Origin of the sequence: Pseudomonas marvdashtae (assembly GCF_014268655.2) — a bacterium.
Taxonomy (GTDB): Bacteria; Pseudomonadota; Gammaproteobacteria; order Pseudomonadales; family Pseudomonadaceae; genus Aquipseudomonas; species Aquipseudomonas marvdashtae.
Genome location: NZ_JABWQX020000001.1, coordinates 2,504,485 through 2,517,482, shown reverse-complemented (window position 1 = coordinate 2,517,482; position 12,998 = coordinate 2,504,485). Strand labels below are relative to the sequence as shown.

14 protein-coding genes are annotated in these 12,998 nt (G+C 55.5%); 11 read left to right on the top strand and 3 right to left on the bottom strand.

Features of this window, described 5'->3' with window-relative positions; genetic code table 11:
• Positions 1–109 precede the first annotated feature (109 nt).
• Together HU742_RS11300 and HU742_RS11295 are read right to left on the bottom strand one after the other, a co-directional pair.
• On the bottom strand, positions 110–931 hold the full coding sequence (locus HU742_RS11300) for a hypothetical protein (protein ID WP_186642556.1): 822 nt from the start codon (positions 929–931) through the stop codon (positions 110–112).
• A complete protein-coding gene (locus tag HU742_RS11295) occupies positions 931–1,629 on the bottom strand; it encodes a hypothetical protein (RefSeq protein ID WP_186642555.1) in 699 nt (232 codons plus the stop codon). Before HU742_RS11295 ends, HU742_RS11300 begins: the two co-directional genes overlap by 1 nt.
• Positions 1,630–1,990: 361 nt before the next feature.
• Here HU742_RS11295 and HU742_RS11290 point away from each other — a divergent pair, with 361 nt between their 5' ends.
• The 10 genes from HU742_RS11290 (at position 1,991) to HU742_RS11245 (ending at position 10,847) form a co-directional block, all read left to right on the top strand.
• Entirely contained in the window at positions 1,991–2,953 is a 963-nt protein-coding gene (locus tag HU742_RS11290) for a hypothetical protein (protein ID WP_186642554.1), read from the top strand.
• Positions 2,954–3,150: 197 nt separating this feature from the next.
• Complete coding sequence (locus HU742_RS11285) at positions 3,151–3,987, top strand: phage protease (protein ID WP_186642553.1); 837 nt, start codon at positions 3,151–3,153, stop codon at positions 3,985–3,987.
• A gap of 8 nt (positions 3,988–3,995) precedes the next feature.
• Positions 3,996–4,364, top strand: a complete 369-nt coding sequence (locus tag HU742_RS11280) for a head decoration protein (RefSeq protein ID WP_186642552.1) — start codon at positions 3,996–3,998, stop codon at positions 4,362–4,364.
• Between the two features lie 12 nt (positions 4,365–4,376).
• Positions 4,377–5,357 carry a major capsid protein gene (locus HU742_RS11275; RefSeq protein WP_186642551.1) on the top strand — a complete coding sequence of 327 codons (981 nt, stop codon included), beginning with the start codon at positions 4,377–4,379 and terminating at the stop codon, positions 5,355–5,357.
• A gap of 3 nt (positions 5,358–5,360) precedes the next feature.
• Entirely contained in the window at positions 5,361–5,792 is a 432-nt protein-coding gene (locus tag HU742_RS11270; RefSeq protein WP_186642550.1) for a gp436 family protein, read from the top strand.
• Positions 5,792–6,274 (top strand): Gp37 family protein, encoded by a 483-nt coding sequence (locus HU742_RS11265; protein WP_186642549.1) that lies wholly within the window; start codon positions 5,792–5,794, stop codon positions 6,272–6,274. Before HU742_RS11270 ends, HU742_RS11265 begins: the two co-directional genes overlap by 1 nt.
• Positions 6,271–6,516: a hypothetical protein gene (locus tag HU742_RS11260; protein WP_186642548.1), complete on the top strand. Its 246-nt coding sequence runs from the start codon at positions 6,271–6,273 to the stop codon at positions 6,514–6,516. Before HU742_RS11265 ends, HU742_RS11260 begins: the two co-directional genes overlap by 4 nt.
• 3 nt (positions 6,517–6,519) lie before the next feature.
• Positions 6,520–7,941, top strand: coding sequence for a phage tail sheath subtilisin-like domain-containing protein (locus HU742_RS11255; RefSeq protein WP_186642547.1), 1,422 nt, complete (start codon positions 6,520–6,522; stop codon positions 7,939–7,941).
• On the top strand, positions 7,942–8,466 hold the full coding sequence (locus HU742_RS11250) for a phage major tail tube protein (RefSeq protein WP_186642546.1): 525 nt from the start codon (positions 7,942–7,944) through the stop codon (positions 8,464–8,466).
• Between the two features lie 236 nt (positions 8,467–8,702).
• On the top strand, positions 8,703–10,847 hold the full coding sequence (locus HU742_RS11245) for an AAA family ATPase (protein WP_186642545.1): 2,145 nt from the start codon (positions 8,703–8,705) through the stop codon (positions 10,845–10,847).
• Between the two features lie 74 nt (positions 10,848–10,921).
• Here the strand turns inward: HU742_RS11245 and HU742_RS11240 are convergent, their stop codons facing one another.
• On the bottom strand, positions 10,922–11,428 hold the full coding sequence (locus HU742_RS11240) for a hypothetical protein (RefSeq protein ID WP_189664233.1): 507 nt from the start codon (positions 11,426–11,428) through the stop codon (positions 10,922–10,924).
• A gap of 1,084 nt (positions 11,429–12,512) precedes the next feature.
• On the opposite strand from HU742_RS11240, the gene HU742_RS11235 reads away from it, so the two are divergent.
• Complete coding sequence (locus HU742_RS11235) at positions 12,513–12,875, top strand: DUF6124 family protein (protein ID WP_186642544.1); 363 nt, start codon at positions 12,513–12,515, stop codon at positions 12,873–12,875.
• Positions 12,876–12,998: the final 123 nt, after the last annotated feature.

Genomic DNA, 12,998 nt, shown 5'->3' with positions numbered 1-12,998 from the left:
AGCGACTGTAAAGGGTTGGCTTGATGCCACAAGACTTGCATGGTTCCCTGCCTTTATATGCTCAAGCCTCCGCACTGTTCACTGCGGAGCCGAACCAGAGGCGCAACTGCTACCTCGTTTTGAACCAGAACAGACTGATGCAAACCGCTAGGATTAGCCCGGCCGTCACCAGCCCGCGGCTCTGGTTATACAGCCTTTTTATGGCCCAGCGAAACGGCCGCGCTTCCGCATTTTTCTGTTCCTCGCGCAAACACACAAAGGCACGGTTGAGTGCTGCCAACTTCGCCTGTGCAGATTCCACTGCGTCCAAACGCTCCGCCAAGTGGTCGAACATCGTGTGTTCGAAGATATTCTTCTTCCATGTTTCAACCACGTTTAGCGCCCGAACCTGCATCGGACGTGACAGGCCTTCGCGCTTTCCCGAATCAACGTAATCAAATTCCAAGCCAAACTGCTCGTAAAACCGGTTACGTCGCGCCTTATTATCGGCGCGTGCCTGTCCCATCCGCAGTTCAACCGGATTAACGGCGGCGTCAGGCCACTGCTGCACCCATTCAACGATGACGTTCATCAAATAAGTGCCAATCCGTTGTCCATGCAATTCTGGCAGTCCGAGGTATACCGAACCAGTGGCTATTGAAGAAGACGTAAGAGAGACTGTATTGAAAAAGCGCGAATAGCTGCTGTCAAATTGGCCATGTCCACTCTCGTAAGAAGGGTGCTTACCCGTGATTCTTCGATACGACAAGCGGATTGAGGCACTGCAGATTTCACCGTTAGAATCACGTTCGTACTTTTCTTCGCGCTCGACTACAATCCAGCAAAGTGGCGACGCTTCAACGCGATCTTTATCTCTGATCTCCAGCACCAAAATGCGGGGCTTCATGCCTTTTCGCTCAGGCCAAGCCCTATCAAAAGAAGGCAGAGCCATCAGTTCGTCCGTTTCTGGTTGTCGGAAAGCGAGAAAAAAAGCTCATCTACTTCTGTAGTGATGCGTTTCACAATAGGCGTCAGCTCTTGCGCAAGCGATCGAATTGCTTCAGCGGTATCGCCCATGCCTAGCTGGCCGGCCATGAAATCTACGCCGCCGTTAAACAGTTGGTCATGTTTCTCATCAGGGAATTCTTCGCCGTCCTTCTGAGCACGCTCTGCATGGTTGATCAAAAGTACTCGAGCATATTGGAGAGCTTGCTCATAATCGTGGTTGTTCATTTCGATCGTAGCGATTAATCCTTTTGCGCGCATATAGAAGTGAACGACATCCTTTGCCAGCTCTCGCGGTAGAAGGTTCAGGGCTGGCGGTCCCGAGTCGAAAATAGGAAACGGATTTTTCCCAACTGGTAATATATTCAAAAAAGGTGCGCCCCCAGCGGGCTTCGACAGTTCATCGCCGCATTCTTCCATGAATAACTCCCAAGCACCGGCAATCTCGGTACGCAGAAGCATTAACGTCGTAATCATCCTCTCTCTGTCCGCAGTTTCCTCTTTCTTCAGCGCCAATTTATGAGCATTAGTCGCCCCCTTCAACGTAAAGAATCCGCCAACAAATGCCCCTACAAGGCCTGAAACCAAACTGATGTACGCGTCAGGGCTTCCCAAATTCATACGCTTTTTGCTCCAAATTTTCATGCATAGAGCGCTATTCGTAGGAGCTCTACCTCGCTACGTTCACCGGTTGCCCTCACGTCGAGTCGCGCTGAAACTATCAGCGAGTCGTAAACGCTTTATAAAGCCTGACAGCGGCATTGCGCACCAATAGATCCCATCGCGATGCCAAGCCTATCTCATTTGAGCAATAATTTGGTCATCTCACTAAGCTTGCAACAGCCCCAATACAACCAGAACTGCGCATACGGCGACCTGGCTGACAGCCCATCAAGATTCGTGGAGTTAGGCCGACACAGAGGGATAAAAAAACTTCCCTTGCTAGGAAGCGGCCACAAAATTACGGCTTGGCCAACAAGCGTTTGGCCTACAAGGAGTGTGTCCAATGCTAGATCTTATCTACATCGTTGAAGACCAATTCGCATCAGCCTCCACCCCAAAAGATGGCACGGGCTACACCCCAAACTTCACAATCTCGGGTCAAGACACATCACTATCTGCAGCGAGACCAGCGTACTCAGCAGCGGCTATAGCTGCGGCGTCGTTGTTCACTCCTTTACTACCATTAATCTTGGGTGTGGCCAGCGTTAGCGAATCGTTCGCCGATAAAGATCGCAGCGCCACACCCGAAGAATCAGGCGCAGCTATACCAGAAGAAACACGTTTACTCACCGCCTACATACAACATCACTCATTGTCCCGCAGCCAAGCGAAAGAGGCTGGCTACCGCTTCCAGCCCGGGCACCCCGTCGTTGGTAAGGCTTACCGTAAACACCCCCTGTCTGACTACTCGACCCCAGATAACGGAAATCTCTACATCCCGAGTGATAGCTACGACGCAATCCTACTGGAGGAGCGCGAGTCGGAACTAATCAAGCTATTGGTCCATCTCGGAGCGACCAAAATCAGCATCACCAAGAAAGCCTCGGATAAAACCCGCAGCTCCGTCACCGCAGGAGCATCGGTACAAGGTGGCCCTATGGGTAGTGGCGACGTCAGTTATAAGGGTAAAACCGAACGCGATACTGACACATTGGATACTCGTGAGTTCTCGTTAACTGGCCGGCCTTGGAAAGCAGATAGCAAAGTCGATCGTGAAAACTTTTTTTGGCTTTCTTATGAGCCATCCTGGAAAGCGGTCGTGTTCGCCCGCGAAGTGGGTAGCTGTCTGACAGCGTCTCTAGAAATTAAAGAGAGCACCTCCTTCTCGACAGACAAAAACTTCGAACTGTCAGTCAAAGCGAAACTAGCCAAAGTCGGCGCACAGGCTGGTATTTCGAATCTCGAAACTGAAGAAAAAACATACTTCGTGAGAGCGGAATTCGCACCGGTAGACCATAGCGTTTAACCAAAAAACCACGCGGTTTGGCGTCGCTAGTCGATCCGAGGGGAGTGGCCTGGATAGAGCCACTCCTTTTACTATGCAATTTTGGCCCACCCCCAAGCGATCTCTCGCTGCTACATCGACTCCTTAAACCCGATTAAAAGCCTAACCACATACCTCATCCCAAGCTGCGCACACCATCTCCACCAAAGCGCAGCCCCATGACCCCACTCCACATCTTCAAACCCGGCACCCACACCGCCCAATGCGGCACCACCTACAACTTCACCGAAGCCGACCTAACCGCCACCGTCGCCGCCTACAACCCGTCGCTCCACGAAGCCCCGCTGGTCATCGGTCACCCCCAACACGACGCCCCAGCCGCCGGCTGGGTCAAGTCCCTATCCGCCACCGCCCACGGCCTCATCGCCGAACCCCAACAAATCGACGCCTCCTTCGCCGAGCAAATCGCCAAGGGCAGCTACAAGAAAATCTCCGCGTCCTTCTACCACCCAACCGCCGCCAACAACCCCGTGCCCGGCGTCTACTACCTGCGCCACGTCGGCTTCCTCGGCGCCCAACCACCTGCCGTAAAAGGCCTGCGCCCCATCGAACTGGCCGAAGGTGAACCCGGCGTTATCGAATTCAGCGAAGGCGGCCCCCAACTCGTGTCCTGCGCCAGTGCATTAGAAGCAGAGAACAAACGCCTAAAAGCCGAACTCGCCCAACGCGAAAACGCCGCCCGTATCGCCGCCCAACAAACCCTCCACAGCGCCAGCGTCGCGTACGCCGAACAACTCGTCGCCGCCGGCATGAAGCCGCTGCACGCCCCAGTCGTCATAGCCGCCCTCGACGCCGTGCAATCCGGCACAACCCCCTTGGCATTCGGCGAAGGCGACCAGCGCCAGCCCCTAAGCGCTGGCCTCAAGACCCTGTTCAAAGACCTGACCAACACCGTCAGCTTCACCGAAGTCGCCACCAAGGCGCGCACCGGCCAACCCGATGTCGCACTCACCAATCCTTTACTCGCCGATGCCGCCGCCCGCGCCCAACGCTAGGAACCCCCATGGCCACCTTCAACCAACCCAAAGACCTGGGCGACTTACTGCTGCTCCAAGTCAGCCCCGGCTGGACCAAAAGCAACGTCACCTTGCTCGCCGGCACCGACTACCCACTCGGTCAAGTGCTCGCCAAAGTCGCCGGCAAATACCAAGCCTTCGACCCCGCCGGCAGCGGCACCGCCAAAAAAGCCGCCGCCGTCCTGGCCGAGCGCGTAGACGCCACGGCTGGCGATCAACCCGGCGTGGTCATCGCCCGCGGCGCCGTCCTCGCCATAGCGCACCTGGTCTGGCCCTCCGGCATCACCCCAGCCCAGCAAGCCGCCGCCCTCGACGAACTCAATGCCCTGGGCATCGTCGCCCGCGCAACCCTCTAACCGGAGCCCGCCATGAACCTGCCAGACCTGTTCAGCGTCGCCAACCTCACCGCCGCCATAAACAAACTCCCGGCCATCCCCGGTAAGGTTGGCGCCATGGGCCTGTTCGACGAAAAAGGCGTCACCAGCACCAGCGTCATCATCGACGAGCGCGAAGGCCGCCTGGTGCTCGTGCCCAACACTTCACGCAACGACGACCCGGCGCCGCTCGAAGACCGAAAACGCAAACGTCGCACCTTCGAAACCCTGCACCTACCGGTCAGCAGTTCCATCCTGCCCAGCCAGCTACAAGGCATCGCCGCCTTCGGCCAGGAAAGCGCCACCGCGCCCGTCGTCACCGTCGTCAACGACCACCTGCAAGAACTCAAAAACAGCATCGAAGCCACCCGCGAATTCCAACGCGTAGGCGCACTGCGTGGCCAGCTGCTGGACGCCGACGGCTCGCTGTTGACCGACCTCTTTGATGAATTCAACGTCAAACAAAAGAAGGTCACCGTCGCCCTCAGCAACCCCGACACCAACGTGCGCAAAGCCTGTCTCGACGCCAAGCGCCACGCCGAATCCAAACTCGGCGGCGTCATGGTCACCGGCTTTCGCGCCTTGTGCGGGCCAGACTGGTTTGACGCCTTCACCGACCATGCCAACGTCAAAGAAGCTTTTGCCCACTACCAGGCGGCCCAAGATCGTCTAGGTGGCGACATGCGCTCGGGCTTCACCTTCGGCGGCATCGAATACATCGAATACGACGTCACCGTCAGCGGCCAACGCTTCATTCCGGCCGACATCGCCCAGGTCTTTCCTGTGGCCCGCGGCGCGTTCCGTCTGTTCAACGCACCGGCCAACTACAACGAGACCGTCAACACCCTCGGCCAGGCGTTCTACAGCAAGGCTGAGCCACGCAAGATGGGCAAAGGCTGGGACCTGGAAGCCCAAGCCAACCCCTTGGCCATGTGCCTGTTTCCCGAAGCCCTTGTCGAATTGAAGGTGGGCTGAGCCATGCGCTACTGCACCCGCGCCGACCTCAGCACGGCCATCCCGATGATGACGCTTACCCAGCTCTCCAACGACGACCCGGCCGCCACCGCACCCAACGAAAGCGTCATCGACGACGGCGTGCGTCAGGCCGAGGAACTGGTCGACGGCTACCTACGCGGCCGCTATCAACTGCCACTCCACCCGGTGCCCACCATCCTGCGCGACGCCGTGGTCTACCTGGCCCGCCATTGGCTCTACCAACGCCGCCCCGAGGGCGCCTTGCCCGACGCCGTCAAAGACAGCCGCAACGACACCCTCAAACTGTTGGAAAACATCCGCGATGGCGTCATCACCCTCGGCACACCCACCGGCCAGGCCGTGCCAGAGCCGGGCGAGATCCGCGTGCGCGCACGCCCTCAACAGTTCGGTGCCCAGCAGTGGGACCGCTATTAATGACGCCGGCCAAAACCCAAACCGAACAACTGCTCGACGCCATGCTCGCCCGGCTTCAAGCCGACCTCGGCCGCGAACTGATGATCGAGCTGTTCCCCGAAAACCCGTTGCAATACCGGCTCAACCATCCTCGCGGCGCCGTCTTGCTCGCCTACGGCAAATCCACCTTCGGCCATTCAGAAAGCACCGACGCCTGTTTCCAAGCGCGTCACCTGGTGCTGCGCCTCACGTTGGTGTTCCGCCAACTCAACGGCAAAGACGGCGTCGTCAGTCACCTTGACCGCATCCGCACCTGCCTCACCGGCTGGTATCCGCCGCACGCCAACCAGGCCTGCCGTCCTGTTTCCGAACACTTTATTGGGCATCACAACGGCCTCTGGCAGTACGCCCAAGATTTCGCCGCCGGCATCCCACACCTGCAAACCCAGGCCCCCGAAAGCGGGCCAAAACTGACCTCCGTCCAGCTTCAGGAGCACCCATGAAACTCACCACCTACCGCTACGCCGGGCCACCCAGTTGCGCCTCTCTACGCGTCGGCAAAACCGGCGAACGCCTCGAAGTCCTCCTGCACCCAGGCCAACCGGTCAGCATGCCCGCCGATCACGAATACACCCGCGTCCTATTGGCCCTCAAACACCTGCAACCGTTCCACGCCAACCCCCTGCCAGCGGGCTCATCCGCAAAGGCAATACAAGCACCATCAATATCCGCCCTTAAGGAATAACCCATGCCCGCCAACTACCTACACGGCATCGAAACCACCGAAGTCGAACGCGGCCCCAGGTCCATCCGCGTGGTCAAATCCGCCGTCATCGCCGTTGTCGGCACCGCGCCCACCGGCCCCATCAACGAACTGACCCTATGCCTTAACGACATCCATGCCGCACAGTTCGGCCCGCACATCACAGGCTTCTCCATCCCCGAAGCCCTGCAAGGCGTCTTCGACTTCGGCGTCGGCACCGTACTGGTCGTCAACGTGCTCGATCCCGCCATCCACAGCGCCACCGTGGAAGAGCAAGACCAACAGTTCGCCCCCAACGATCTATTGCAACTGGAACACGGCGGACTGCAAACGCTGCAAATGAAGTCCGCCGACGGATTGGTCACACATATAGAAAACACCGATTACAACGTGGACATGCTCTCGGGCCACATCAGGCGGTTGCCGGCGGGCAATATCGCCGCCAATGCCCAGATCAAAGTGGACTACACCCACGCCGATCCCAGCAAAGTCACCGCGACAGACATCATCGGCGCCGTCAACGCTGCTGGGCGGCGCACCGGCCTGAAAGCCTTCCAAGACAGCTACAACCAACTGGGCTTCTTCCCTAAGATCTTCATTGCCCCAGGCTTCAGCACCTTGAAAGAAGTGACCGCCGAACTGGGCGCCGCGGCGGGCCAAGTTGGCGGCATCGCCTACATCGACGCGCCCATCGGCACCACCGTGCAACAGGTACTGGCCGGGCGCGGGCCAGCGGGCGCCATCAACTTCAACACCAGCAGCGACCGTGTTCGGTTGTGCTATCCGCATATCAAAGTCCACGACGCCGCCAAGGGCGAGCGCCTGCAACCGTTGTCCATCCGCGCCGCCGGCCTGCGCGCCAAAGTCGACAACGACCACGGCTATTGGTGGAGCAGTTCCAATCAGGAATTGATCGGCGTCATCGGCCTGGAGCGGCCGCTAACCGCGCGGGTCGATGACTCACACAGCGAAGTCAACCTGCTCAACGAGAACGGCATCACCACCGTCTTCAACGCCTTCGGCACCGGCCTGCGCCTGTGGGGCAACCGCACCGCGGCCTGGCCCAGCGTCACCCACATGCGCAACTTCGAAAACGTGCGCCGCACCAAAGACGTCGTCGACGAATCCATCCGCTACAGCGCGCTGCAGTTCGTCGACCAACCACTCACCACCTCGCTCATCACCAGCATCACCGAAAGCGTCAACCTTTTCCTGCGCAAACTCATCGGCGACGGCGCCTTGCTCGGCGGCGAATGTTGGTACGACCCGGCCCGCAATCCCCAAACCGAACTTGAACAAGGCCACGCACTGTTCAACTACAAACTCACCGTACCGCCGCCCTTTGAACGCGGCACCTTCGAAACCGAAATCACCGGGCAATACCTGGTCAACTTGGGAGCTGCATAAATGGCAGGCTTTAGCGCACACCGTATCTCCAACGCCAACGTCTACCTCGATGGCACCAGCTTCTTTGGCAAGTGCGAAGAGATAGACCTGGGCAGCATCAAAACCGTGTCGAGCGACTTTCAGGGGCTGGGCATGGTCGGGCTGATCGAACTGCCGGATGGCATCGACAAGCTCGAAGGCAAAATCACTTGGAACAGCCTGTACGTTGAGGCGGCCAAGAAGCTGGTCACACCGTTCAAGAGCGTGCAGTTGCAATGCCGCTCCAACGTCCAGGTGTTCAACAACGGCGGGCTGGTGAACGAGATTCCGCTGGTCACGACCATGACCATTACCGGGAAGGAGTATCAGTTGGGTACGCATAAACCGCGTGATCCGACCAAGTATGAGACGCCGTTTTCGGCGACCTATGTGCGGCAGATGATTAACGGGGATGAGGTGGTGTTGCTGGATTATCTGGCGAATATTTTTCGGGTGGGTGGGGAGGATCAGTTGGGGAGATATAACAAGAATCTTGGGATTTCCTGATAGCCCCAACTGATAAGGCCAATAGTGACGCAGCCTTATCTATTCAGCATCAACTGCCATCTGTTGCGAGTAAATGGTGCGGTGTTGCTATGGGACGAGTGGGTACATTTGATGAAAATTACGCTTTAAGCATGGGATAGCGCACGAAGAGCCACGATGATGGCCATTCAGCTCTATGCTTGAGGCACAGCATAACGCTCACCTCCGTCCTCGCTCCATTTGCCAAGGATAGCCTCGTGATAAAAAATATCATTCTGCGCGGTGTTTCCAGCTACTCCCCCGACAAGAGCTCAACGATTGGGCCGCTTACCAAGGTGAACGTGTTCTACGGGCACAACGGAACCGGGAAGACCACGATTGGTAATTTTTTGCAGGATCCGGCGGATGTGATCTATTACCAGTGCAGCACTCAGCCTGCTGACGCAGAACGTGAAGTCCTGGTGTACAACCACACCTTCACGGAGAAAAATTTTCACGCGAGCTCTCAACCTGGCGTGTTCACGCTGAACGAAGGCAACATTGAGGCTGAGAAAGCACTGGAGGCTGCGGAGGCTGCGCTCAAGAAGCTCGCAGAAGAACGACAGATCGAAGTGAACGCGGGACTTGCACTCGCAGCGGCTCACAAAGCGAATGAGGAAAAATTGCGAGAGCAGCTTTGGGCCCTTAAGAAACCGTTCGACAACTCCGCATTGAAGTATTGTTTTACCTCTTTCCATACTAAAGAAAAGCTGGCCGAAAAAGTCCTCCAACTGAAGCTCTTACCAGCATCCAACACAGTTGAAACTCTGATGGCTGAGGCTGCGCAGCTGCAATCTGCGAGTGACATTGAATTGCCGGGCATCTCGGTTTTCCGATTTTCGGAGGGCGACATTGAGCAAGATGCGGTGCTACAGGAAGTCATTACCGGCTCCGGCGACTCTTATCTTTCAGCGCTGATTCGCGAATTGGGTAATTCAGATTGGGTCAAGCAAGCGTTAGGGCTCGTGAACAAGGAAGACCAACGCTGCCCATTTTGTCAGCAAACGCTTCCGGAGGGATTTTACAATGAGATCAGCAAGGTTTTTGATAAGACCTATGATGATAGGATAAAACTACTGACTGCATTGAAGGCGCGATATGAAACAGGGGCTGGACGCCTCCAGCTTCAATATCGTCGACCGGAATACCAGCTACCTACTTTTCAAGCCCCCATCGCGGAGCTGGAAGTTAATCTGCAACAAAATATCCAAAGCCTCTCAGCCAAATTAGCGAGTCCCTCCGTATCTATTACCCTTCATCCTACAAGCGATATTCTAGCTAAGCTCAATACCTTGGTCGCGGCAGAACAAGCTAAAATTGATGCGTTCAACCTCAAAGTAAAAGACAAAAAAACCCACTTAGAGAAAATAAAGGTACAGTTCTGGAACTGTTTTAGAGTCAACTGCGACCCCCTGATAGTCTCTGCAAAAAAGGCCTACGAGGAGCACGAAAAGAAAAGCGATGAAAAGCGTAAGGTGATCGAAGATATTCGCCAAAAAGCACAAGTTCACCGGGACATCATCATCGCAAGCAAAGCAAAAATTACAAATATTGACCAGTCCATCGACAGCATCAACGTCTCACTCAATATGCTAGGGCTTAAGGGGTTCACCGTCGTCAAGGAAGATGGCGAGCTTCCTCAGTACAAGCTTCAACGCCCCAATCAAGCGACAGGGGTCTTCAAGACCCTCAGTGAGGGCGAGAAAACTCTGATTTCCTTTCTATATTTTTTGGAAGTCTGCAATGGAGAGTTGGACAGCAAAGGCGGCAAGCTAAAAAGCAATCGCGTCATCGTCATCGACGATCCTATATCGAGCCTTTCGCACAACTATATCTATGATATAGCTTCACTAATTTATCGTCGCGTGCTCAACCCCAAAGACCGTTTTAAACAGGTCTTTATTCTCACGCACAATCTGTTTTTCTTTCACGAAATGCTGAAGCATCTGAAAAAATCGGACGAGTTTTCGCTATTTCGGATCACTAAAGCTATCTATAGCACTATCATACCAATGAAGCCCAATGAAATACAAAATGACTATCAATCCTTCTGGCAGACCATCAAGGATGCACAGGAAGGGCGTACGTCCGTAAATGTGATCCCAAACATGATGCGAAACATTCTTGAGTATTACTTTGCCTTTGTTCATCGGCAAGATCAGTTGCAACAAGCCTTGCTGGAGCTGGAGGAAGAAGACACTGAATTTCGTGCTCTCTATCGATACGTAAATAGAGAGTCTCACTCCGACGCAGTCAACCTAACTGATTTCGGGGAAATGTCTCCAGACAATTATATAGCGCGCTTCAAGCAGGTTTTTCTAAAGACCGGCTTTGGAGGGCACTACGAAAAAATGATGAGCTGAAAGTCTCCAATCATGGAGAAAGTATCATCATATTGCGCCATGCGGTGCCTACAACAACTCTTCGTAGGATGCATCTATTGACGCAGCCAACGCTGCGAGCTTATTGCCATAAACTGCCGAATCCCTAACGAACCCCGTTCATTGCGAGCTCTTGAACCCGGTTTAGTCAGGGCGGCAACCACCGCATAACGACTGGCCTCGTACATAGCAAAAGCGTTGAAATCAGAGTCAAGCAACACCAACAGCACCGCGTCGAAGGGCTGCGCCAAATCAATCGAGCCCAATCGGCCGACGATCCTGGCCGGGTTCACCACGCACCGGCCTTTGATCTGGATATGTACAGGGCAGCCATTTCTGATTTCGGTGGCATCGTAACCGGCCTTTCTGGCGCAATGTAGATCCAGGCCAAGCTTGGTCGCGGCTTCGTATTCAGCCACCTCACCGGTAATACCTAACGGCTTGCCCGTTAACCGGTAGTAGCGCCGGGCAAGTACTTTCGCATCGCGTAAGACTTCAAATATCTCAGCATTGATGGAATCGACGCTGGCTTGGATGTCATTCGCAACTGGGAGCTGAGCCAAATCTGAGCCTCATTACGCTAGACAGAGGGACGCTGAAGATTAGCAGCCATTTAGCGGTGAGTCCGTACGCAATGTCGAAGACTATGCCTTCTAGGGATAGGAGTCTTTCGACGGGCTACAACCCCCAGCGCCATTCCCTACAACCACCACAGAATCCCCCGGCAGCGCATCCATAGCCCCCCCGGTATCTTATCCCTCGTCACCGCTCGCGGTGACCGGGCGGAGCAGCCTGCGGTTGTACTTAGGTACCTCTCATGAATGAACAGGCCGCTCCGCCCGATGTTTGATAGCGCTGTACGCCGGGCCCCCTGGGCACTCCGGCATTGCAAATCCCCGGTCCACACCGGCGTACAGTGCCATCTTTTAACCGCCAGAGCTTTCTGGTAGCTGTGCGAGGTTCAACCCACTGCATTGAGTGCGATCTTTCAGCCGGTGACCTCGTACAGCTGCCTCCCTCCGCCAAGCATCCTTCAAAGCCCTTCATGTGCGATCGAAGGCCGAAGCCAATCACCAAAGATCGCCTCCAACCTCAAACCCTCTGCCGAGAATGCACATCATTGCTGCGGTCAAATGTAGGAAAATTCCTCAAAGCATCACCAGCGTATTATATAAGGCATGATCCCGTTTAATATCGATGAGCCCGAAGCCTCCCATAAGACGCTGTATTTTCAGCAATACAGCCCCAAAAAATAACGAAGTAAAGTCGCCGTGTTTAATGGCTGTAAACATATCCAGCGCGACACGTTTAAATACACTCCACATTACGCCTTAAAGGCTACGAGACCTTGCGGACTTCCTTACGCATGCTTCAGAATCCGCTGGCTTGTGCACTTTGCCCCTGGACTCTATCGTTGACCTGCCACTGCTCATCAGTGGTCGGGTTTAGTCGCCCATCAGGTTTGGTAAGGTGCTTGAGCACCGTTCAGTCAGGTCATTTATATGCCTGCACTAAATGGTGGTTGTGCGCAGGGCGTCCTCGGGCGCGCCGGGTTTTTGCCATTCCTACCGGTCGACTAACCTGCGCACAGCCGCCACCCTTCTTTTAGTCGAGAACGGTTGCAGCCCCAATGTAGGAATGTCAATTATGTTCAAAGTAACGCCCAATCCCCCGGATATCTATTCGGTACTCTACGACGACTCTCTCGACCCCGAAAAATTGAAAGAGGCGGCAGACCGCGCGCTCAAGATCTACCTCAACCCCGGGGCGCCGAAAACGCAGATACGGCCCTACAGGCGCGGCACGATCTTCACCATCGACCCAACGGTGGATGACGAAACGTTGCTCGTTGAGGCGTGCGAAAACCTGGCATCCGCCAGCGTGCTGGTCAGCGAACTCACCGACATCACGGACGGCCCACGACGCCAAACGATGCTGGTGCTGCAGCGGGTCATCATGTTGGGGGAATTAGCGGTCAATCGAGTACTGGATAACCACAAGCCTGGGTAGACGCCAGGTGTGTTGTGGGGGCGCCGCAAGGGCCCCTCCACAACAAAACAACAAAAGAACCATCAAAGCCTATGGCTTCTTCTGCTTGGTAATACCGCCAACATACGCACGCAGGTGAATCCT